Origin of the sequence: Mycobacterium riyadhense, from assembly GCF_963853645.1 — a bacterium.
GTDB lineage: Bacteria > Actinomycetota > Actinomycetes > Mycobacteriales > Mycobacteriaceae > Mycobacterium > Mycobacterium riyadhense.
In genome coordinates this window covers 5,771,072-5,794,004 of record NZ_OY970456.1, presented here as the reverse complement: position 1 = coordinate 5,794,004, position 22,933 = coordinate 5,771,072, and the positions used below count along the sequence as shown (strand labels likewise).

Annotated in this window: 17 protein-coding genes and 1 pseudogene; 12 read left to right on the top strand and 6 right to left on the bottom strand. The window is 70.4% G+C overall.

What is annotated here, in order from left to right; all coding sequences use genetic code 11:
• The first annotated feature begins 364 nt into the window (after positions 1-364).
• The 7 genes and pseudogenes from ssd to AADZ78_RS25395 all read left to right on the top strand — a co-directional run bounded on the left by ssd (position 365) and on the right by AADZ78_RS25395 (position 4,810).
• Positions 365-1,396 (top strand): septum site-determining protein Ssd, encoded by a 1,032-nt coding sequence (gene ssd / locus AADZ78_RS25425; protein WP_085251810.1) that lies wholly within the window; start codon positions 365-367, stop codon positions 1,394-1,396.
• Positions 1,393-2,559: a TadA family conjugal transfer-associated ATPase gene (locus AADZ78_RS25420; protein ID WP_085251811.1), complete on the top strand. Its 1,167-nt coding sequence runs from the start codon at positions 1,393-1,395 to the stop codon at positions 2,557-2,559. The genes ssd and AADZ78_RS25420 overlap by 4 nt, the downstream gene beginning before the upstream one ends.
• On the top strand, positions 2,556-3,353 hold the full coding sequence (locus AADZ78_RS25415) for a type II secretion system F family protein (RefSeq protein ID WP_085251812.1): 798 nt from the start codon (positions 2,556-2,558) through the stop codon (positions 3,351-3,353). The genes AADZ78_RS25420 and AADZ78_RS25415 overlap by 4 nt, the downstream gene beginning before the upstream one ends.
• The gene (locus tag AADZ78_RS25410) at positions 3,350-3,937 is read left to right on the top strand and encodes a type II secretion system F family protein (RefSeq protein WP_204079026.1); all 588 of its coding nucleotides are present in this window, start codon (positions 3,350-3,352) and stop codon (positions 3,935-3,937) included. Before AADZ78_RS25415 ends, AADZ78_RS25410 begins: the two co-directional genes overlap by 4 nt.
• Before the next feature lie 33 nt (positions 3,938-3,970).
• Complete coding sequence (locus tag AADZ78_RS25405; protein WP_139828874.1) at positions 3,971-4,162, top strand: DUF4244 domain-containing protein; 192 nt, start codon at positions 3,971-3,973, stop codon at positions 4,160-4,162.
• 74 nt (positions 4,163-4,236) lie between these two features.
• Positions 4,237-4,544 (top strand): annotated as a pseudogene (locus AADZ78_RS25400) (TadE family type IV pilus minor pilin); the annotation flags it as partial.
• Positions 4,499-4,810, top strand: a complete 312-nt coding sequence (locus AADZ78_RS25395) for an Rv3654c family TadE-like protein (RefSeq protein WP_239655018.1) — start codon at positions 4,499-4,501, stop codon at positions 4,808-4,810. The pseudogene AADZ78_RS25400 and the gene AADZ78_RS25395, both read left to right, overlap by 46 nt.
• Positions 4,811-5,130: 320 nt before the next feature.
• Here the strand turns inward: AADZ78_RS25395 and AADZ78_RS25390 are convergent, their stop codons facing one another.
• From AADZ78_RS25390 to AADZ78_RS25365, 6 genes are all read right to left on the bottom strand, one after another.
• Complete coding sequence (locus tag AADZ78_RS25390; RefSeq protein WP_204903299.1) at positions 5,131-6,774, bottom strand: PE family protein; 1,644 nt, start codon at positions 6,772-6,774, stop codon at positions 5,131-5,133.
• A gap of 199 nt (positions 6,775-6,973) precedes the next feature.
• Positions 6,974-8,329 carry a PE family protein gene (locus AADZ78_RS25385; RefSeq protein ID WP_139828642.1) on the bottom strand — a complete coding sequence of 452 codons (1,356 nt, stop codon included), beginning with the start codon at positions 8,327-8,329 and terminating at the stop codon, positions 6,974-6,976.
• Between the two features lie 73 nt (positions 8,330-8,402).
• On the bottom strand, positions 8,403-9,443 hold the full coding sequence (locus AADZ78_RS25380) for a PAS domain-containing protein (protein WP_085250061.1): 1,041 nt from the start codon (positions 9,441-9,443) through the stop codon (positions 8,403-8,405).
• An 89-nt stretch (positions 9,444-9,532) separates the two neighbouring features.
• Positions 9,533-12,091, bottom strand: a complete 2,559-nt coding sequence (locus AADZ78_RS25375) for a PE family protein (RefSeq protein ID WP_204903300.1) — start codon at positions 12,089-12,091, stop codon at positions 9,533-9,535.
• 288 nt (positions 12,092-12,379) lie between these two features.
• Positions 12,380-14,974 carry a PE family protein gene (locus tag AADZ78_RS25370; RefSeq protein ID WP_204801436.1) on the bottom strand — a complete coding sequence of 865 codons (2,595 nt, stop codon included), beginning with the start codon at positions 14,972-14,974 and terminating at the stop codon, positions 12,380-12,382.
• Between the two features lie 285 nt (positions 14,975-15,259).
• A complete protein-coding gene (locus tag AADZ78_RS25365) occupies positions 15,260-17,590 on the bottom strand; it encodes a DEAD/DEAH box helicase (RefSeq protein ID WP_085252092.1) in 2,331 nt (776 codons plus the stop codon).
• Between the two features lie 248 nt (positions 17,591-17,838).
• Here AADZ78_RS25365 and cspA point away from each other — a divergent pair, with 248 nt between their 5' ends.
• The 5 genes from cspA (at position 17,839) to AADZ78_RS25340 (ending at position 22,932) form a co-directional block, all read left to right on the top strand.
• Complete coding sequence (gene cspA / locus AADZ78_RS25360) at positions 17,839-18,042, top strand: cold shock protein CspA (RefSeq protein WP_036363014.1); 204 nt, start codon at positions 17,839-17,841, stop codon at positions 18,040-18,042.
• 87 nt (positions 18,043-18,129) lie between these two features.
• Entirely contained in the window at positions 18,130-18,708 is a 579-nt protein-coding gene (locus AADZ78_RS25355) for a hypothetical protein (RefSeq protein WP_085252093.1), read from the top strand.
• Between the two features lie 202 nt (positions 18,709-18,910).
• Positions 18,911-21,703, top strand: a complete 2,793-nt coding sequence (gene topA, locus AADZ78_RS25350) for a type I DNA topoisomerase (protein WP_085252094.1) — start codon at positions 18,911-18,913, stop codon at positions 21,701-21,703.
• Positions 21,704-21,719: 16 nt separating this feature from the next.
• Positions 21,720-22,205 (top strand): MarR family winged helix-turn-helix transcriptional regulator, encoded by a 486-nt coding sequence (locus tag AADZ78_RS25345; protein ID WP_085252095.1) that lies wholly within the window; start codon positions 21,720-21,722, stop codon positions 22,203-22,205.
• A gap of 61 nt (positions 22,206-22,266) precedes the next feature.
• Positions 22,267-22,932, top strand: coding sequence for a nitroreductase (locus tag AADZ78_RS25340; protein ID WP_085252098.1), 666 nt, complete (start codon positions 22,267-22,269; stop codon positions 22,930-22,932).
• Position 22,933 lies beyond the last annotated feature (1 nt).

The window sequence follows — 22,933 nt, the reverse complement described above, 5'->3', positions numbered from 1 at the left end:
GACTGTCATGTGTATAGTAAGCATTACTCGGCCTAAGCCGAGGGTGTATCAGCCCGACCCCCCGGGGCTGATACACGACGACCCTCGCCTCCTCCCCCCCTGGCGGGGGTCGTCCCTTTGGTGGGGTAAATAATCCCCGTGCCGCAGGTGCTTAGTGGGGCTCGCGGTGTGTTGCGGGACTCCTGTTGTTTTTGCGCTGTCGAAGTAACGGCGCTAGCAATTGTGCACAGATGCGTCTCTCTCCACAATTCGCCCTTTGGGACTGTCGTCCCACCTCGCTACCCCGCACGCTAGACGGGTGACCACCGTTTCTGACCCTCCGGGCACTAGTCGCACCGAGCGCGCGCGCTCCGGCGTGTTGGCAATGCTGACCGATTCGGAGTTGCGTGACGAGTTGGACCGGGTCGCCGCGGCCGTCGGTATCCGGGTTGTTCATGCCGGCGGCAGGGATCCGGTGAGCAGGAAGACGTGGTCCGCCGCTACGGCCGTGGTGCTCGACCAAGCGGCCGCGGAGCGGTGTGGGCAGCTTGCGCTACCGAGGCGCACCCAGGTCAGCGTGCTGACTGGCACCGACGCCGGGACGGCGACCTGGGCCGCCGCCGTTGCGGTTGGCGCACAGCACGTACTGACGTTGCCGGGGCAAGAGCAGGAGCTAACTGGTGCGCTCGCCGAAGCCGCCGAGTCGGTACGCGACGACCGGCCGCATGGCCAGGTAGTCGCGGTCATCGGAGGTTGTGGCGGAGCCGGGGCCTCGCTGTTCGCGGTCGCACTGGCACAGGCCGCCGCCGACGCGTTGCTGGTGGATCTCGATCCGTGGGGCGGCGGCATCGATCTGCTGGTGGGTGGCGAAACAACGCCCGGCCTGCGTTGGCCTGACCTGGCGCTACAGGGCGGACGGCTGAATTGGTCGGCCGTGCGTGAGGCGCTGCCGCGCCATCGAAGGATCAGCTTGTTGTCGGGCACTCGGCGCGGTTACGAACTCGACGCCGGTCCGGTGGACGCGGTCGTTGACGCCGGCCGCCGCGGGGGCGTCACTGTGGTGTGCGATCTTCCGCGTCGGCTGACCGATGCCACCCAAGCCGCGCTGGACTGCGCCGATCTTGTTGTCCTGGTTAGCCCCTGTCACGTGCGGGCGTGCGCGGCCGGCGCGACGATCGCTCCGGTGTTGACGGCGATCAATCCCAACCTCGGGCTGGTCGTGCGGGGACCAGCACCGGGGGGCTTGCGGGCGGCCGAGGTGGCCGAGATCACCGGGGTACCGCTGCTGGCGTCGATGCGCGCCCAGCCACGGCTCGCCGAGCAGCTGGAGCACGGTGGTCTGCGATTGCGACGGCGATCCGCGTTGGCGGCAGCTTCCCGCCGGGTACTTGGCGTGCTGGCCGGCAGGGCAGCATGACCGGCTCACTGATCGACCGAGTCCGCGAGCGGCTGGCTGCCGAATCCGCGCCGCTGCGGCCCAATGTTGTGGCCGCGGCGATCCGGGCCGAGTCCGGCGGGATCCTCGGTGACACCGAGGTGTTGGCCAACCTGCGAATGCTGCAGACCGAACTGACCGGTGCCGGCATCCTGGAACCGTTGTTGTGCGCGGACGGCACCACGGACGTCCTGGTCACCGCACCCGATGCGGTGTGGGTTGACGATGGAAACGGTTTGCGACGCAGCCAGATTCGGTTTGCCGACGAGTCAGCGGTGCGGCGGTTGGCCCAACGGCTGGCCCTGGCCGCGGGCCGCCGACTCGACGACGCGCAACCATGGGTGGACGGGCAGCTGACCGGGATCGGCTCCGGAGGTTTTGCGGTGCGCCTGCACGCCGTCTTGCCTCCGGTGGCCGCCGAGGGCACCTGCTTGTCGTTGCGAGTGTTGCGGCCGGCCACCCAGGATCTCGCGGCACTCACGGCGGCGGGCGCGATCGCACCCCAGGCCGCCGAGCTGGTCGTCGCCATCATCGCCGCTCGGCTGGCCTTCCTGGTATGTGGCGGTACGGGTGCGGGAAAGACAACCTTGCTGGCTGCGATGTTGGGCGCCGTTTCACCCACCGAGCGGATGGTGTGCGTCGAGGATGCCGCCGAGTTGGCACCTCGGCACCCACATTTGGTCAAGCTAATTGCGCGGTGCGCCAACGTCGAAGGCGCCGGTGAGGTGACCGTGCGCCAACTTGTCCGGCAGGCGCTGCGGATGCGGCCGGACCGCATCGTGGTCGGCGAGGTCCGGGGAGCCGAAGTCGTGGACCTGCTCGCGGCCCTGAACACCGGCCACGACGGCGGCGCGGGCACCGTGCATGCCAACAACCCGGCGGAGGTTCCGGCCCGGTTGGAGGCGTTGGGCGCACTCGGTGGCCTTGACCGCGCGGCGTTGCACAGTCAGCTGGCCGCGGCGGTCCAGGTGCTGCTGCACGTCGCGCGTGACCGGGCCGGCCGGCGCCGGCTCGCCGAGATCGCTGTGCTGCGTCAAGCCGATAGTGGCCGGGTCGAAGCGGTCACCGCATGGCATGCGGACCACGGGATGACCGACCACGCCGAGGATCTGAAGCAGCTGCTGCACACCCGGATACCGGCATGAATGCTCCGCTACTTGCCGCGCCGATGTTGTCGGTGGCACTGCTGGTCTTGCCTTCGTCACCGCGCCGGCGGCTCACGCCGGCCGTTCGTCGTCCGCAGCCGTTGCCCGACTCGAGGTGGGTTGCCTGTCTTGGTGCGTGCGTTTGGATTGGCGCCGTCTTGGTGTTGCCGTTGACGACGGTCCTGGCTGCCATGGTGGTCGGTGCTACCGCGGGCCTGCGTTACCGGCGTTGCCGCCGTAGCAGACGCAGGACGGCCGAGGGGCGGGCGCTGGAATCCGCCCTTGATGTACTGGTCGGCGAACTGCGCGTCGGCGCTCATCCAGTGCGCGCGTTCGCCATTGCCGCCGACGAGACCGATGGCCCCGTTGCGGCCGCGTTGCGCGCGGTCGCGGCGCGCGCACGATTGGGTGCCGACGTGTCGGCCGGGCTACGCGCCGCCGCCCGATCGTCGGCCCTTCCCGCGCACTGGGAACGGCTCGCGGTGTGCTGGCAGCTGGCCCATGACCACGGTCTCGCGATAGCTGCCCTGATGCGGGCTGCGCAACGCGATATCGCCGAGCGGCAACGATTTTCGGCAAAGGTGGCGTCGGGGATGGCGGGCGCCCGCGCCACCGCGGTCATCCTGGCCGGCTTACCGCTGCTCGGGATACTGCTTGGACAACTGATTGGGGCGCAGCCGCTGAGTTTCCTGTTGAGTGGGCACGCCGGGGGCTGGCTGTTGGTGGTCGGACTGGCACTGGCCTGCGGCGGGCTGCTGTGGTCGGACCGGATAACCGATCGGGTCCCGTCGTGAGTGCCGCGGCCGTGCTGCTGGCCCTGGCGTTGTGGGTCGGTGCGGGTCCGTCGGTGGTCCGGGCGCGCGCCGGCCTGTCGTTGCGCGGGCATCAGAGGCGGTCGCAGGCGCACGGCCGCGATCCGTTGGGCGTTGCCTCTAGCCTGGACGTGCTCGCGGTGTGCCTGGCAGCGGGTATGGCGGTGTCGACCGCTGCGGCCGCGACCGCCAGGTCCGCGCCGCCGCGGCTGGCCCGGGTCTTATCCCGGGCTGCCGACCTGCTAGCGCTAGGGGCCGATCCCGGCATAGCGTGGTCGACTCCGCCGGATGCGCCGGCCGGCTTGGTTGACTCGCAGGCCGATGCATTTCTGCGACTGGCGCGGCGGTCGGCGTCGTCGGGCGCGGCGCTGGCCGACGGCGTCATCGAACTGGCAGCGCAGTCTCGTAACGACGCCGCGCATGCGGCAGCCGCGGCCGCCGAGCGCGCCGGCGTGCTTATCGCAGGTCCGTTAGGGCTGTGCTTCTTGCCGGCGTTCTTCTGCCTGGGCATCGTGCCTGTGGTGGCAGGGCTGGCCGGTCAGGTCTTGCAGCCAGGGCTGTTATGAGACCACAAAAGAGAGGAAGTATTGGTGATCAACATGTTTCGCACATTCGTGGCCCGTATGACGCTGCTGGCGACCGACGAGTCGGGGATGTCCACCGTCGAGTACGCCATTGGGACGATCGCCGCAGCGGCCTTCGGTGCGATTCTTTACACCGTCGTCACCGGCGATTCCATCGTCTCGGCGTTGAACCACATCATCGGTCGCGCGCTTTCCACCAAGGTTTAGTTTCGAGTGCCGGCTCGAGCACCGTTGAGGCGGCTCTGGCAATCGCCACGCTGGTGGTGGTGCTGGTGTTGTGCATGGCCGGGATCACCGCGGTCTCGATGCAGGTGCGCTGTGTCGATGCGGCGCGAGAGGCCGCCCGGCTGGCCGCGCGCGGTGACGCCCGTTCGGCGGACGTCGCCCGGCGCATCGCGCCGGGCGGAGCGCAGGTACAGGTGCGCCGGGACGGCGAATTCTTTGTCGCCACGGTCACCGCACGGTCAAACCTGTTGCCCACCTTGGCTATTGCAGCTAAGGCGGTCTCGGCGGCCGAGCCACGGTGATCGTGGCTCGGTCACCATGCTCGCGGCGGCGATGGTCGCGGTGTTGCTGTCCATCGCCGGTGCCGGCGCCTATTTGGGCGCGGTCGTGGTGGCACGCCACCGCGCGCAGGCCGCCGCCGACCTGGCCGCGCTGGCCGCCGCCGCCCGGTTACCGTCTGGGGCCGCGACGGCGTGCGGCCGCGCGACGGCCGTGGCCCGAGAGATGCGCGCCGCCGAGATCCAATGTGGGGTGGACGACCTGGACGTCGTGATCACGGTGGAGGTGGCTGTAGCTTTCGCGGGCGCTGCGCGGGCTGCCGCGCGGGCGGGGCCGGTGGATGCGGCGTAGCGGGTTACGGCACCTCCCTGCAGGTGTTAACCACCAAACGGTCTGCTACACACGCTATCGCGGCCGGGGTGACCGCCCTGAGTTTCAAGATTGTTCGACGTTTCGCAGAAGCAGCGCCAGGGCGCACCGACCACGGCGATCAGTCCGGCGCAGAAGAACACCTGCGTCAGCGAATCGCAGTAGGCGTGTGCGACGGGAGCAGCCACCTCGTGCGGCATCCGGTCTAGCGCGGTGGGAGAATGCACGATTAGCGTGTCGGTCATACCCGCGGCCGGTCAGCTCAATTTCGTTGCTTGTGCCGACAATCCACGTTGGCCGGACTACGTTGACCCATCGGCGCCGTCCTCGCCGATCAGTCGACCGCCGGCACCGCCAGCGCCGGCGCTGCTTCCAGCCGTAGCTCCGGAATTACCGCCGTTACCGCCATTACCGATCAGCCAGGCGTCGCCCCCGGCGCCCCCATTGCCGCCGATGCTGCCCGGGGCGTTGGCGAGCCCGCCGGCGCCGCCATTGCCGCCGTTGCCGATCAAACCGGCATTGCCGCCAACCCCGCCGGCTCCACCGATACCCGCCGCGCTGAACCCTCCCCAGCCGCCGGATCCACCGGCGCCGCCGTTGCCCAACACGATTCCCGCGTCGCCGCCGGCGCCACCCGCGCCGCCGTCCTTACCGGCGACGCCGCCGTCACCGCCGTCCCCGCCGGAGCCGGCGAGCATGCCGCCGGCTCCGCCCGCTCCGCCGAGGCCGCCAGCCAGGTGGCCCACCCCGACATCGCCGCCGTGACCGCCGTCGCCGAACAGCCCGCTGGCCCCGCCCGCTCCGCCGGCTCCGCCGTTGGCGGGCTGGCCGTTGCCGCCGTCGCCGCCGGCACCACCGGCGCCGTAAAGCAGGCCGCTGCGGCCGCCGGTGCCGCCAGCTCCGCCGTTGGCGCCACCGGTGCCGCCGTCCCCGCCGGTGCCGCCATCGCCGAAAAGCCCACCGGCGCCGCCGGTCCCGCCGACGCCGCCGTCGGCGGTCAGACCGGTTCCACCCTCGCCGCCGAACCCGCCGTCGCCAAACAGTCCGCCGGTCCCGCCGGCCCCGCCAATACCGCCGTCTTGGCCGCCGTTGCCGCCGGTACCGCCGAGGCCGCCCGAACCGTAGAGCACACCGCCCTTGCCGCCCGCCCCGCCGGCTCCGCCGACGGTGTCGTCGGCCTGCCCGCCGTCACCGCCGGCGCCGCCGGCGCCGATCAGCCCACCGGACCCGCCGGCCCCACCATTGCCGCCGACTTGGTGGGCGCTGACCCCGCCGACGCCGCCTTTGCCGCCGGAGCCGAACAACCCGCTGGCCCCGCCGGTTCCACCGGCCCCGCCGTTTCCGTCCAACGAGCCGCCGCCGGTGCCACCGCTACCGCCATTGCCGAACAGCCCGCCCGCGCCGCCATCCCCGCCCGGCCCGCCGGGCCCACCCGGCATCCCGAATCCGCCGACGCCGCCGGCCCCGCCGGCGCCGAACAGTCCGGCGGAGCCGCCGTTACCGCCCCTTTGGCCGGGTCCGCCGGAACCGCCCGCCCCGCCGTTGCCGATCAATATCCCGCCGGCCCCGCCGTTCTCACCGGTCCCCGGCGCCCCATTGGTGCCGTTGCCGATCAATGGGCGCCCCCACAGCGCCTCGGCGGGAGCGTTGATCAGGTTGAGCACGTCGGCGGCGTCGGTGCCCGCGTAGGCGACCGCAGCCGCGGACAAGGTCTGCGCGAACCGATCATGAAACGCCGTCGCTTGCGCGCTGAATGCTTGATACGCCCGGGCGTTCGACCCGAATAGTGCCGCGACAGCGATCGAGACCTCGTCCTCGGCAGCGGCGAGCAATCCGGCGGTCGGGGCTGCCGCGGCAGCGTTCGCCGCGGTGAGCGCCCGATTGATACTCGCCAGATCCACGGCAGCGGCCGCCAGCAGCTCCGGCGCCGCGATAAGAAACGACACGTGGCACCTTCCCTACCGATCGTCAGGAGCACACGGTAGCGCGGCCCGGGCAACACGTTTCGGGATTTCCGCCGGATTGGCTACAGCGACCCGTTCAAACCGCTTTGACCGAGTAACAGGCCGCCGGTGCCGCCGACGCCGGGGTTGCCGGTACCCAGTGGGCTGGTGCCGCGGTTGCCGCCGTTGCCGCCGTTGCCGATCAGCCAGGCGTTGCCGCGGTGCCGCCATCGCTGCCGGCGCTGCCCGGAAAGTCCGCATCGCCGCCGGCCCCGCCGTCGCCGCCGTTGCCGATCAGCGCGGCCTTGCCGCCGGCGCCGCCGGCTCCGGCGGCTCCGACGGCGGCGAAACCGCCGGATCCGCCCCTGCCGCCGGTCCCGCCGTCGCCGTAGAACGCGCCGGCGTTACCACCGGCGCCACCCGCCCCGCCGTTGGTGCCGCTGGCGCCGCCGTCGCCGCCGCGACCGCTGGTACCGAAGAACAAGCCGGCATTGCCACCTGCGCCGCCGGCACCGCCCACGTCGCGGCCCGCCCCGCCGTTGCCGCCCGCACCGCCGGAGCCGAATAGCCCACCGGTGCCGCCGGTCCCCGCGGCTCCGCCGACGCCGGGTTGGCCGTTGCCGCCGTCACCGCCATTACCGCCGGCACCGAAAAGCGTGGCGCCATGGCCACCTACCCCGCCGGCCCCACCGTCGGTGCCGCCGGTCCCGCCCGCGCCGCCGGCGCCGCCCTCACCGAACAGCAGACCGGCATCCCCGCCGGCCCCGCCGAGGCCACCGGTGACGTGGCCGGAGCCGCCGGCGCCACCCGCGCCCCCCGCGCCGGAGAGAATGCCACCGTGACCGCCGGCGCCGCCGGTCCCGCCGACGGTCTCTACGCCAAGCCCACCGGTTCCCCCGGCGCCCCCGGCGCCGAACAGCCCACCGTTGCCACCGACGCCGCCGGCGCCCCCTGCGCCGCCCTCGGTGACGCCGGTGCCGCCGGCGCCGCCGTTGCCGAACAACCCGCCTGCGCCGCCGGTGCCGCCCGCCCCGCCAGGCCCGCCAACCACGTCGGCTCCTCCGGTACCACCGGCGCCGCCGGCTCCGAACAGGCCAGCCGCCCCGCCGTTACCGCCCTTTTCGCCGGGTGCGCCGGACCCGCCGGCGCCGCCGTTGCCGATCAGGATTCCGCCGGGTTCGCCGTCCGTGCCAGTACCTGATGGCCCATTGGCGCCGTTGCCGATGAGCGGGCGACCTAACAACACCCGGGTTTGGGCGTTGATGATGTCGAGCAGGTTGGCGGCCTCGGCGCCGGCATAGCTGCCCGCACCCGCGGTCAATGCCCGCACGAACCGGTCATGAAACCCCATCGCTTGGCCGCTGAGCGCCTGATAGGCCTGGGCGTGCGAGCCGAATACCGCCGCGACGGCTGTTGATACCTCGTCCGCGCCCGCAGCGGCCAACGTGGTGGTCGAGGTGGCTGCGGCTGCGTTGACCGCGTTAAGCGCCGAAGCCGGACCTGACAACTCTACGGCGGCCGTTGCCAGCGCCTCTGGAGCTGCGATCACAAACGACATCTGGCACCTCCCTTAGGGATCGACGCCAGACACACGGTATCGCGGTCGGCATAGCGCGAGAGTCGATTTCGCGCTATGCGGACGTGTCCGCTGGCCCCTTCGGTAATCCAGCGTCGGCGAGCTCGCCTTCGGTGGGCAGCCGCACTGAGATCAGCCCGGCGTGTGTACCTGGTTCCAGTTCAACCCGATTGACGGTGACATGCACTGGCACCCAGTCGGTGTCGTTGCCGGGTAGCCGCAGCACCCGGCTGGTTGCCCCGTCGGCGAATTCCCTTGTCATGGTTGCCATCACGTGCGCATCGTCGGGATGTACGCGCGGCCTGTCGGGCTCGTTGACCCGCCAGTCGTAGAAGGAGCAGGGCTCGTCGAGCCACTTCAGCAGAGTCCAGTTGTTGAGGTCAACCAGCGCCCGGTGGACCCCGGCCTGCGCCAGTCCGTTGAGGATCCGCTGGGCCAGATCGTCGACTTCTGCCGCTGGGCCCTTGAGTTCGGCACGCCAGTTCATCGCCCGCGCAACCAGGTGGTCGCGGCCGTCTGGTCCGGGTTCCAGCGCACTGCGCGCGGTAAACCCTATTCGGATTGGGATGCCCTGCCAATCGGTGAGATCCCAAGTGCTGCATAGTGTTTGGCCTGGCTCGGGTTTGATTGCCCAGGCAAGTACCTTGGTTTCGTTAGGGTTGAGTTCGCGCGTCGGCAGGTCTTCGGCGAAGGCTCTGCCATACGTGACCTCAACTTCGGGATTCTTGCCGCTGTTGGCCAGCGACTCCCGCGTATCGGTGGCCACGCCGAGAGTCAGATCCCACTTGAGCGGCCCTGGCATCGGCCGCTCGGGCGGCTCCGCATCGGCAGGGCCGGTCCACACGTGTACTCCGTGCATTCGGCCGTCGGACATCACCACCGGTTCGGTGCGGATCACGCGATCTCGCTTGGGGGTGATGCTGGTCAGGCTCTGGCCGGTCTGCAGCGACTCGGCGATCGCTGTTTGGACCGCGGCGAGATAGGGACTGCGCTTCAGGAACGTAGTGATCGGGACGAGGTTCTTGAGCTTGCGCCCCTGGGCTACCACGGCCGGTTCGTCACCTAGTGTCTCCACGAGCAGCCAGTCGTGGCTCATGCCGGCAGTTTACTGATCTCGAGTATGCAGCACCCACACTGGTGGTGGTTATCGGGAATCACGTTGCGGGAAAGGCATATCCGGGGCCGCTATGCCAACCCGTTGATCCCGTCTGCACCCAACAGTTGTCCGGCGCTTCCCCCGGCGCCGCCGTTACCGGGCGTCGCGCCGCCGTTGCCGCCGTTGCCGCCGTTGCCGATCAGAACGGCGTTGCCGCCGTTGCCGCCATCGCCGCCGATCATTGTGCTCTGGCCGCCGGCGCCGCCGGCACCGCCATTGCCCACCAGCAAGCCGGCCCTGCCGCCGGTTCCGCCGGACCCCGCAGTGCCGGCTTCGCTGAATCCACCCGCTCCGCCGATTCCGCCGCAGCCAAGCAGGGCGGCGCTGCCGCCGATCCCTCCGACACCGCCGGCCGTGTCGCCCTCTCCGCCGACCCCGCCCGCGCCACCGCTGGAGATCAGCAGCCCGGCGGCGCCGCCGTTGCCGCCGGCCCCGCCGGCGCCGAGATCGCTGAATCCACCGGTTCCGCCTGAGCCGCCGCTGCCGAACAGCAGGCCGGCGTTGCCGCCAGTCCCGCCGGCCCCGCCCTGACCGCCTGGGTCTACTCCACCGGCACCCCCGGTTCCGCCTGCGCCACCAGGCCCGCCGAGCAGGCCACCGCTGCCGCCGGCCCCGCCCGCACCCCCGTCTTCGAAGCCAACCCCGCCGGCCCCGCCGTTACCGCCGCCGGCAGCGACGAGTCCGCCGAGCAGACCGCCGGTCCCGCCGGCCCCGCCGGCACCCGCGACGCCGGATTCGGCGAATCCGCCGGCCCCGCCGTTCCCGCCGGCGCCCAGCAGCCCGCCGGTCCCGCCGGCACCTCCGGCCCCGGGGAGGCTGGTGCCCAATCCGACTCCGCCGGCGCCGCCTTCTCCGCCGTTACCCGAGAACCACCCGCCGGCCCCGCCTGCCCCACCAGCCCCGGCGCTACTCGTCAACGACGAGACCCCGCCAATACCGCCGGCTCCGCCGGCGCCCCACAACCCGGCGGAACCGCCGACTCCACCGTTTTGGCCGGTCGCGCCGGAGCCGCCGGCCCCGCCGTCGCCGAGCAACCAACCACCGGGGGCGCCGTCTTGCCCGGTCCCTACGGCCCCGGGGGCACCGTTACCGATCAGCGGGCGCCCGCTAACCGCCTGGATTGGCGCATTGATTGCCTTGAGCACATCCTGCTGCAGCGTGTGCAGTGGCGACGTGCTGGTCGGAGCATTGAATCCGTCCAGACCCAACAGCAACCCGCTGGTGCCGCCGGCCCCGGTGCTACCAGCTGTCGGGCCGTTGCCGCCGCCGCCACCGTTGCCGCCGTTGCCGATCAGAACGCCGCTGCCGCCAGCACCGCCGCCCCCACCGTTGCCACCGATGCCAAATCCGCCCTCCCCGCCGGCGCCCCCATTGCCCAAGAGCAGGCCAGCCGTGCCGCCTGCCCCGCCGATCCCGCCGGAGCCGGTGAGGGCCACTCCGCCTGCCCCGCCGATCCCGCCGTTACCGATCAGGCTGGCGGTGCCCCCGCCGCCGCCAGCACCTCCGCCAGTGCCACCGAAACCGCCAGCTCCGCCGGCGCCGCCACTGGAGAACAGCAGGCCAGCGTTCCCACCGCTCCCGCCGGCCCCGCCAAGGCCAGTTTGGCTGAATCCACCGTTCCCGCCGGCTCCGCCGTTGCCGAACAGCAGGCCGGCATTGCCGCCCGCCCCACCGGTCGATGCGTTGGCGCCTGCACTGAATCCGCCGTCGCCACCGGTGCCGCCGGTCCCGGCGACCCGGCCGGCACTGCCGCCCGCCCCGCCGTTACCGCCGCCGTCGCTGCCAGCTCCGCCGCCCCCGCCGTTGCCGCCGCCGGCGCCGACTAGCCCGCTGAGCAGCCCGCCGGCCCCGCCCGTTCCGCCCGCCCCGCCGGTGCCGGCTTGGCTGAATCCGCCCGCCCCGCCGTTTCCGCCGGCACCCAGCAGGCCGCCGGTCCCGCCAATTCCGCCCGCCCCGCCGACTCCGCTGTTCCCTGCAACGCCCCACGCGCTTCCGCCGGCGCCGCCGACGCCGCCGTTGCCGGACAGCAACCCACCCATGCCGCCGGTTCCGCCGGCACCGCCGTTGCCGCTCGTCGCGCTGCCGCCGGCCCCGCCGGCCCCGCCGGTGCCTAACAGCCCGGCGGCCCCACCGTTACCGCCGTTTTGGCCCGGCCCGCCCGAGCCGCCGGCCCCGCCGTCGCCGAGCAGCCACCCCCCGGGGGCGCCGTTTTGCCCGGTGCCCGGGGCGCCGTTGGCGCCGTTGCCGATCAGCGGGCGCCCGGTCAGTGCCTGGATGGGCGCATTGACCGTGTTGAGGAGCGCCTGCTGGGCGGCCTCGGCGCTGGAATAGGCGCTCGCACCGGCGGTCAGGGCCTGAACAAACTCGGTATGAAACACCGCAGCCTGCGCACTGGCCGCCTGATAGCCCTGAGCGTGCCCGGAAAACAACGCCGCGATTGCCACCGACACTTCGTCCTCGGCCGCGGCCAGGATCTCCGTGGTGGTGGCGGCCGCGACCGCGTTGGCCGTGCTCAGTGTCGAGCCGAGACCGGCTAAATCCATGGCAGCTGTCCCCAGCAGCTCTGGCATCGTGAACACAAACGACATGTGACACCTCCCGACGGATCAAGAACCGGGTTGGTGTGTACTCGGCTTCAACGACCGTATCGCTTTTGAGCCAAGACATCTCGGGTTTCTTGCGGGATCTACGATTCAGCCCGCTCCGTGTCGCCGCGAGGAAGATCCGTGTTCGCGTAAAGGGGGTCCGCCGGATTACGTAGCGCGCCGGTGAGCGCGCCGCAAGAGCTGGCAGGTCGTCGGCAACCGCGCATGGTCCGCGGGACAGTACGTGCGCCGCGGCGCCGCTGTTCTGGAACTGACGCGTGAGCCGCCCGGCTATGCCAACCCGTCGATCCCGTTCAGGCCAAGCAGCAGCCCGCCGGTTCCGCCGCCGCCGGCGGCACCACCGACACCGCCGGCGCCGCCGTTGCCGCCGTTGCCGCCATCGCCGATGAGGACGGCGTTGCCGCCGGCCCCGCCGGCCCCACCGTTGCCGGAAGCGCCGAGGTGGCCTTGCCCGCCGGCGCCACCGGCGCCGCCGTTGCCCAACAGCTGCCCGCCGGTGCCTCCTGCCCCGCCGGCACCCCCGTTGGTAAAGGCGGCTCCGCCAGCACCGCCGGCGCCGCCGAACCCGATCAGGCCGTTGCCGTTGCCGCCGGTCCCGCCGGCCCCGGCCCCGGCCATGCCGGAGAAGGTGCCGCCGCCGGTCCCGCCGGCCCCGCCGATACCCAACAGCCGCCCGCCGGCGCCGCCGTCACCGCCGTCCCCGCCGACACCGCTGGAGCCGACAACGGCTCCGTGGGTAAATCCACCGGCCCCACCTGTCCCGCCGCTGCCGAACAGCAGGCCGGCATTGCCCCCGGCGCCGCCGGCCCCGCCGGCCTCGTTGCTCCCGTAGCCACCGTTTCCGCCGTCGCCGCCGGAGCCGCCGAGCGGGCCCGCATCGCCGCCCGCCCCACCGGCCCCACCGGAGTTGATGCCGAACCCGCCGACACCGCCGGCACCCCCGCCGCCGGCGAGCTGTCCGAGCAGTCCGCCGGTTCCGCCGGCCCCGCCGCCTCCGCCATTGCCCGCAGTGCTGGCGCCGCCAATCCCACCGATCCCGCCGGCGCCCAACAACCCGCCGGCTCCGCCGACCCCACCGAGCCCGCCGTTTCCGGAGAAGCTGACCCCGCCGACCCCGCCGTTGCCGCCGTCGCCGGACAACCATCCGCCGGCCCCGCCGGCCCCGCCTGCCCCGCCCGTGCCGGCTGGTGTGCTCGCGCCGGCGCCGCCCGTGCCGCCGGCGCCCAACAGCCCAGCAGCCCCGCCGGTCCCGCCATGTTGGCCCGTGCCGGTCGCTGCGGACCCGCCGGCCCCGCCGTCGCCAAGCAACCACCCGCCGGCGCCGCCGTTGGCCGCGCTGCCCGCGGCTCCTGGCGTGCCGTTGCCGATCAGGGGGCGCCCGCTCAGTGCCTGGATGGGTGCGTTGATCGCGTTGAGGGCTTGTTGCTGCGCGGTGTGTAGCGGCGAGGTGCTGGCCGGAGCGTTGAAGCCGTCGAGCCCCAACAGCAGCCCGCTGGTACCGCCCACGCCGGTGCTGCCCGGTACGACGCCGGTTCCGCCGATGCCGGCGTTGCCGCCGTTGCCGATGAGCACGGCGTTGCCGCCGACGCCGCCAGCCCCGCCCGCGCCGTCGGGACCCTCCCCGCCGGCACCACCGGCACCACCGTTGCCCACGAGCAGGCCGCCCCTGCCGCCGGCGCCGCCGGTCCCGCCGTCTCCGATAAGGGGGCCGGCGTGGCCGCCGGCTCCACCGATCCCGCCGAAACCGAGCAAGCCGGCATTGCCGCCGGCCCCGCCGGCGCCGCCGCTGCCGAAATCGCCGAATCCACCGGCACCGCCGGCCCCGCCGCTTGAGAACAGCAGCCCGGCGTTGCCGCCGGTCCCACCGTTGCCACCGGCACCATTGAGGCCGGCCCCGCCGTCCCCGCCCGCGCCGCCGTGGCCGGCCAGCAGGCCGCCGTCGCCGCCGGCCCCGCCGTCCCCGCCGTTGAGTCCACCTGTCCCTCCGGCCCCGCCGCCGGCGATCAGCCCGCCATGGCCGCCGTCGCCGCCGGCGGCCCCGCCGCTGGCGCCGTACCCTCCGGCCCCACCGTTACCACCGCCGGCGCCGACCAGCCCGCCGAGCAGCCCGCCGGTCCCGCCCGTCCCGCCGACCCCGCCTGCTCCGGCACCACTGGCCCCGCCGGCCCCGCCGGCCCCGCCGGCGCCCAACAGCCCGCCGGCCCCGCCCGTCCCGCCGGCCCCGCCGTTCCCCCCGCCGCCCGTTGCGACTCCACCGGCCCCGCCGGCCCCGGCGTTGCCCCACAACCATCCGCCGGCGCCACCCGTGCCGCCGGCCCCAGCGTTGCCGCTCGACGAGCTGCCACCGGCCCCGCCGGCACCACCGGCGCCCAACAGTCCGGCCGCCCCGCCGGCCCCACCGTTTTGGCCCGTACCGGGCGCGCCCGACCCGCCGGCCCCGCCGTCGCCGAGCAGCCACCCGCCGGGCGCGCCGTTGAGACCGCTGCCGGGGGCCGCGTTGGCGCCGTTGCCGATCAGCGGGCGTCCGGTATACGTCAGGAAGGGCGCGTTGAGCGCACCGAGCAGGCTCTGCAACGGGGAGACGTTGGCTGCCTCCGCGCTGGCATAGGCTCCTGCGCCCGCGGTCAGGGCCTGCACAAACTGGTCGTGATATGTGGCCATCTGAGCGCTCAAGCGCTGATAGGCCTGTCCGTGCCCGGCAAAGAGTGATGCCACCGCCGCCGACACCTCATCGGCGCCTGCGGCCAAGACTGTCGTCGTCGGGGCCGCTGCCGCCGCGGTTGCCGAACGCAATGACGAACCGATGCCCGCTGCATCAGCTGCCGCAGCCGCCAGTGCCTCTGGGCTAACCAACACGAACGACATCGAGATCCCCTTGGTTCGAGTGGATTTCGTTAGTGAGCCGGTGCTCCACCGATCACTTTCGCCTGGCGATGGCAGTGCGTCCCTCCTACAAATGGCCGATTAGGGGTATGAAATTTTCTCCCCCTATTGGGGGAGGCGGTGCAGGAAGGTGACCCCGACGAGAAATTCTGATTCGTGTCGGCGCAAAGCCCGTTCGGCCCGATCGCTGACGTGGCCGGCATTGCCGCCAATGTTGTTGTGGCATAACCGTTGTGCTAAAGCCCTGCGACAGGCGACGAACCAGTGCTATCCGCCGGTTACTCCGCGCGACTCGCCACCCAACTCCGCGAGCACCAGCCTTAGCACCCGCACCGCCCCGGCCTTGTCCAGCGGGTCGTTGCCGTTGCCGCACTTGGGGGATTGCACACATGAGGGGCATCCGCTCGGGCATTCGCACGCCTCGATGGCCGCGGCCGTGGCGCCCAACCACGTGCGTGCCTGACGAAAGCCGCGCTCGGCGAATCCCGCGCCACCCGGATAGCCGTCGTAGACAAAGACGCTGGGCAGCCCGTCGGGCCCGATAGCGGTGGACAAGCCGCCGATGTCGCCGCGGTCGCAGCTGGCCACCAAGGGCAGCAATCCGATGGCCGCATGTTCGGCGGCGTGCAAGGAGCCGGGAATTCGTGGCGCGTCAATACCGTTGCGGCTCAATGTGTCCGGAGTGATGGTGTACATGACCGCGTTGGTGGGCAACACCTGCTCGGGCATGTCCAGCTCGATGAAGTCGATCACTTCGCCGCTGAGCCGACGGCGTAGGTAGCCGATTACTTGATGGTTGACGGTCACCGGAACCAAACCCAGGGTGACAGGGCCGAAGGCCACGCGTTCGCCGGTTCCGGTGACCGCGATGTCAGTGATTTCCCGCGCGAACGTCGCGTAGCCGGGATCCTCGGCGTGAACGAAAGCGATACCCTCCTCGAAATCCAGCGTGTCGACGACGTAGCTGTCGCCCTGGTGTAGGTACACCGCGCCCGGGTGGGCGGACGCCGCTGCCTGGCCCACTCCGACGCTGCCCAACAGGCGTCCGGTATCGGCTTCCACGATGACGATCTGGCCGCCCGCCGAGCCGCGAATGTCCACTGCGGCATGTGGTTCCACGCCGGGCGCCGGAAAGTACTTGCCAGACCGTTGCCGCAGCAGCCCGTCGTCAACCAGACCCTCGGCCACCTCTATCGCGTCCCACGACCGCACCTCTACCTCATCGAGTGGTAATTCGGTTGCGGCGCAAAGAAGTTGGGGGCCGAGAAGGTATGGGTTGGCTGGATCGATGACGACGCGCTCGACCGGCTTGTCGAGCAGTGCCGCGGGGTGATGGACCAGATATGTGTCCAGGGGATCGTCGCGGGCGATCAACACCACCAGCGCGCCCTGTCCGCGTCGGCCCGATCGGCCGGCCTGCTGCCAGAACGAGGCGACCGTTCCCGGAAAGCCGGCGAGCACCACCGCGTCCAGCCCGGCGATGTCGACGCCCAACTCCAGGGCGTTGGTGGTCGCCAGACCGCGCAGCCGGCCCTCGGCCAGGGCGTGCTCCAGCGCGGTGCGGTCCTCGGCCAGATAGCCGGCCCGATACGACGCCACCGTGCGTGCCAGTTCCGGGGCGACGTCGTCCAGCCGTGCTTGGGCGCCCAGCGCGGTCAGCTCCGCGGCGCGCCGCGACCGTACGAACGTCAGCGTCTGGGCGCCTTCCGCAATCAGGTCGGCCATCACTCGCGCGGCCTCGGCACCCGCGGACCGTCGTACCGGAGCGCCGTTCTCACCGGTCAGGTCGGCCCGTAGCGCGGGTTCCCACAACGCCACGGTGCGAGCCCCCTGGGGTGAGCCGTCGTCGGTGACCTCCGTAACCGGCTGACCGATGAGCTCAGCGGCCGTCGCGCCGGGCGACGCCGTCGTCGCACTGGCGAAGATCACCGTCGGATATGCCGAGTAGCGAGCGCACAGCCGCAACAACCGGCGCAGCACCATCGCTACGTTAGAGCCGAAAACCCCTCGGTAGTAATGGCATTCGTCGACAACAAGGAAGCGAAGATTGCGCAATAGCACAGCCCAGCGCGCGTGGTTGCGCAATATCGACAAGTGGATCATGTCGGGGTTGGAGAACAGCCAGCGGGAGCGTTCGCGCGCAAAGCGGCGCACTTCATCGGGGCTGTCACCGTCGTAGGCCGTTGGCGCGACGTCGGCCAGCCGCGGGACGGCGGAAGTCAGCGCATAGGCCGCGCGTAACTGGTCGTGACCGAGCGCCTTTGTCGGCGACAGATACAGCACCCGCGCCAGCGGATCCGTCGCCAGCGTGTTGAGCACCGGAAGTTGATAGGCCAAAGACTTTCCCGACGCCGTGCCGGTGCTCACAACCACATGGCGGCCGGTGTGAGCCAGCGTGGCGGCCTCAGATTGGTGTGACCACGGGGCGCGGATCCCGCGTTCGGCAAACGCGCGAACGACGTCGGGCTCGGCCCACTCGGGCCAGCCGTGTGGCCGGCCATTGCGAGGGGGCAGTTCGGCCACATGGCGCAGTGGATGCTCGCCCGGCCCGGCACCGGCGAGCGCGGCGGCCAGCAGTTCGCTGCCGAAACTCGCCATTTGAAAACCCCTCAAGTACTCGTCACGGCAATAGGCTGTTGCCGACGCGACGAACATGATTGACTAATTGGCGGTCGTAGCTTCTGTGTTCGTGTCAAACTTTCGCAGGATCGACGTTGCGGCCGCGGTTCCTGCGAGGTTATCTGTCGGGTGAAATTCCGGCGACTCCGCGAGGCATGGCGGTGGCAACGGGCCCGGGGCACCGAAACGCGGTGCCCCGCACCCAGAAGAAAAGGAAAGATCGAGAGATGCCACAGGGAACTGTGAAGTGGTTCAACGCGGAGAAGGGCTTCGGCTTCATCGCCCCCGAGGACGGTTCCGCGGATGTATTTGTCCACTACACGGAGATCCAGGGAACGGGCTTCCGCACCCTTGAAGAGAACCAGAAGGTCGAGTTCGAGATCGGCCACAGCCCTAAGGGCCCCCAGGCCACCGGAGTTCGCTCCGTCTAACCTGCGCGAGCAGACGTAAAAGCCCCCGATTCGACACGAATCGGGGGCTTTTACGTCTGCTCGTCAGGTTGGCTTACTGTCGGTTGGGTGAGCCAGCTTTCCTTCTTCGCCGCGGACTCGGTGCCGCCCGCGGTCGCGGACCTTTCCGGGGTGCTGGCGGCCTCCGGCCAGATCGTGATGGTTGGTACCGGCGCTCGGCTGTCGGTGGTCGTGGATGAGCTCTGGCGCGCCACGGCCCTAGCCGAGATGATCCACGAGGCTGGTCTGGTGTCCGAGATCACCCGCACCGACGAGGACCACCCCCTGGTGCGGACGGCCCCGGACCCGCTGTTGTGCAGCATCGCGGCCGACTGGACACGCGGTGCGGTCAAGACGGTGCCGGTGCGGTGGTTGCCGGGGCCGCGGGAGCTGCGGGCCTGGACGCTGGCTGCCGGCAGCCCCGAGGCCGACCGTTATCTGCTGGGTCTGGATCCACACGCATCGGACACGCATTCGCCGCTTGCGTCGGCTCTGATGCGGGTCGGAATCGCGCCCACCTTGATCGGTACCCGCGGCGGCCGGCCCGCGCTTCGGATCAGCGGTCGTCGCAGGCTATCGCGCCTGGTAGAGAACGTGGGGGAACCGCCCGCCAGCGCTGAGGCGTTGGCCCAGTGGCCCAGGGTGTAGCGGTCGGTTTCAGGCCGTTTTCGGGTGAGCCGGTTTGCAGTCGGTTTGCATGGGCCCACCCTCGGGTGCGAAATTGTCAGGTGCCCGTGGGCGAAGGGTACGGCGGCGTATCTGAATTTCGCCGGAATTTCGGGAGCCGACCTGTCATTCTTCCTGCGGGGCGGTTCAGGGGGCCGGCACTAGAGATGGAGCGTAGGCGCAGTTGGCTGACGGGGGCCCTAGGCGGGCGAGTAGCAGCAAAAATGGGAGCGGCCGGCGACTTGTGATTGTCGAGTCGCCCACCAAGGCACGCAAATTAGCTGGTTACCTGGGGTCCGGCTATATCGTCGAGTCCTCGCGGGGGCATATCCGCGATCTGCCACGGGCCGCGGCCGACGTACCCGCGAAGTTCAAGTCCGAGCCCTGGGCGCGGCTGGGGGTCAACGTCGACGCCGATTTCGAACCGCTCTACATCATCAGCCCCGAGAAGAAGAGCACCGTCAGCGAGTTGAAAGGCCTGCTCAAAGACGTCGATGAGCTCTATCTGGCCACAGATGGCGACCGCGAGGGTGAAGCCATTGCCTGGCATCTGATGGAAACTCTGAAGCCGCACATCCCGGTCAAGCGGATGGTGTTCCACGAGATCACCGAGCCGGCCATCCTTGAGGCCGCCCAAAACCCCCGCGACCTGGACATCGACCTGGTTGACGCGCAAGAGACCCGCCGCATCCTGGACCGGCTGTATGGCTACGAGGTCAGCCCGGTGCTGTGGAAGAAGGTCGCGCCCAAGCTGTCGGCCGGCCGGGTGCAGTCGGTGGCCACCCGCATCATCGTGCAGCGCGAACGCGACCGCATGGCCTTCCGGAGCGCGACCTACTGGGACATCCTGGCCAAGCTGGACGCCAGCGGGTCCGATCCGAAGGCCCAGCCGCCCACCTTCACCGCCCGGCTAACCAATGTGGACGGCCAGCGCGTGGCCACCGGCCGCGACTTCGACTCGCTGGGCACACTGCGAAAGACGGATGAAGTCGTCGTCCTGAACGAGGCCAGCGCGACCAGGCTGGCCACGGCCCTGCAAGGCGCGCAGCTAAGCGTGGCGTCGGCCGAGGAAAAGCCCTATACCCGGCGTCCGTATCCGCCGTTCATGACGTCGACGCTGCAGCAGGAAGCCGGCCGCAAACTGCGGTTCTCTGCCGAGCGGACGATGAGCATCGCCCAGCGACTGTACGAGAACGGCTACATCACCTACATGCGTACCGACTCGACCACGCTGTCGGAGTCGGCGATCAATGCCGCGCGCACCCAGGCGCGTCAGCTGTACGGCGACGAGTACGTCGCCCCGTCGCCGCGCCAGTACACGCGCAAGGTGAAGAACGCTCAGGAGGCGCACGAGGCCATCCGCCCCGCCGGCGAGACCTTCGCCACCCCCGACGCGGTGCGGCGCGAGCTCAACGGCGACGAATTCCGGCTCTATGAGCTGGTGTGGCAGCGCACGGTGGCCTCGCAGATGGCCGACGCGCGCGGCACCACGCTGAGCCTGCGGATCGACGGCCGAGCCGGCGAGCAACACGTTGTCTTCTCGGCATCCGGGCGTACTCTGACCTTCCCGGGTTTCCTCAAGGCCTACGTCGAAACCGTGGACGAGCTGGCCGGCGGCGAGGCCGACGATGCCGAGCGGCGGTTGCCCCACCTGACCCCTGGTCAGCGACTAGACGCCATCGAATTGACCCCGGACGGGCACGCCACCAACCCGCCGGCCCGCTACACCGAGGCGTCATTGGTCAAGGCGCTCGAGGAGCTGGGCATTGGCCGCCCGTCGACCTACTCATCGATCATCAAGACCATCCAGGACCGTGGCTACGTGCACAAGCGGGGCAGCGCCCTGGTGCCGTCCTGGGTGGCATTCGCCGTAACCGGTTTGCTGGAACAGCATTTCGGCAGGCTCGTCGACTACGACTTCACCGCGGCGATGGAAGACGAACTCGACGCTATCGCCTCCGGCAACGAGCAACGCACCAACTGGCTCAACAACTTTTACTTCGGTGGCGACCATGGTGTGCCCGACTCGGTGGCCCGCTCCGGCGGCTTGAAGAAACTGGTCGGTGTCAATCTCGAAGGCATCGATGCGCGAGAAGTCAACTCCATCAAGCTGTTTGACGATGCCGAAGGACGGCCCGTGTATGTTCGCGTGGGCAAGAACGGGCCATACTTGGAGCGGACGGTAATCGGCGATAATGGCGAGCCGACACCGCAACGGGCGAATCTCAACGACTCACTCACCCCTGACGAGTTGACATTGGATGTGGCCGAAGAGCTTTTCGCCACACCGCAAGAGGGGCGGTTGCTGGGTGTAGACCCAGCGACCGGTCACGAGATCGTCGCCAAGGACGGCCGTTACGGGCCATACGTGACCGAAATCCTGCCCGAGCCGCCGCCCGAGGAGGGTGGCGCCGAGCCGGCCAAGAAGGGCAAAAAGCCCACCGGTCCGAAACCGAGAAGTGGATCGCTGCTCCGCACCATGGACCTACAGACGGTCACACTTGAGGACGCGCTGAGGCTGCTGTCGCTGCCCCGGGTAGTTGGGATTGATCCGGCTAGCGGTGAAGAGATCACCGCGCAGAACGGGCGCTATGGCCCATATCTGAAGCGCGGCAGCGATTCTCGTTCGCTGGCCACCGAAGAACAGATGTTTACGATCACGCTCGAGGAAGCGCTGCGAATCTACGCCGAGCCGAAGCGTTCTGGCCGACAAAGCGCTTCGGCTCCGCCGCTGCGTGAGTTGGGAATTGATCCGGCGTCGGGCAGACCGATGCTCATCAAGGATGGCCGCTTCGGGCCGTACGTCACCGACGGTGAGACCAACGCCAGCTTGCGCAAGGGAGACGATGTGTTGTCGATTACCGACGAGCGCGCCTCGGAGTTGCTCGCGGATCGACGGGCCCGCGGTCCGGCGAAGCGGCCCGCCAAGAAGACCGCCCGCAAGGCACCGGCGAAGAAGACCGCCAAGCGTAGCTAGCTGATACCGTCGCCGCATGTCCGGCGACGTTCCTCGAAATGTGGCGCGTGCCACGGGTCGCGCCGGGGACGCCTCGCCTTTTGCTCTCGGGTTGCTGCTGCGGCGGGCGCACTGGCACGCGGCGACGGTCATGTCGGAAGCGCTTCGGCCCCTTGGCATTGAGTTGCGACATTTCGCCGTCCTGATCGTGTTGGTCGAAAGCGGCGCCACCCGGCAGCAGGACCTGGTGGAGGCCACGGGCTCGGACAAGGCCGCGATCATGCGGGTCGTGGACGACCTGGAGCGTCGGGGGCTGGCCGTGCGCAAATCCGTTCCGGGCGACCGTCGGGTGCGGGCGGTGGAAATCACGCCCGAAGGTCTCGAGGTCTTCGACGCGGCGCATGTCGCGGCGGAGCCGCTGGCCGGGCGGCTGGTCGAGTCCTTGGGGCCCGGTGAGCCCGAGCAGTTGGCGGCGCTCCTCCACCGATTGACCGGCCCCGAAGACGCAAATAGTGTTGAATGAAATGGTATTGAATGATACTATTAGCTACGTAACGATTACCGGACGTAGCGAGGTGGCGGCAATGGACGCATACGAGGCGGTCACGAGCCGGCGGGCGGTCCGCGGTTTCACCGACCGGCCGGTACCGAGAGAAGTGCTGCAGCGAGTGCTTGCCGCCGCGGCTTGGGCGCCGTCTGGGTCGAACATCCAGCCCTGGCATTGCTATGTGGTGACTGGCGCGCCGCTGGCCGAGATCAAGAAGCGTGCCGGCGAGCGCGTGACGACGGGCGACGCGTGGGACGAGCGGGAGTACGAGATGTACCCACCCGCGCTGAAGTCTCCGTACCGCGAGCGCCGCTCTGCCTTTGGTGAGCAGCGCTATGGTGCTCTTGGGATTTCGCGCGAGGATGTGGAGGCACGCCAGCGGGCCGCTGTCGCGAACTGGGACTGCTTTGGCGCACCCGCCGCGCTGTTCTGCTACATCGACCGCGACTTGGGTCCGGCCCAATGGGCCGACGTCGGCATGTATCTGCAAACCGTCATGCTGCTGCTCCGCGCGGAAGGGTTGCACAGCTGCCCGCAGATGGCGTGGTCGGTGTATCGGACTACCGTCGCGGAAGTCCTCACGCCCCCAGACAATCTCATCCTCTTTTGCGGCGTGTCGATCGGGTACGAAGACGTCACGATCAAAAGCGACCGCACGGGCCGGGCGCCGCTGGACGAGACCGTCAAGTTCGTCGACGCGTAGT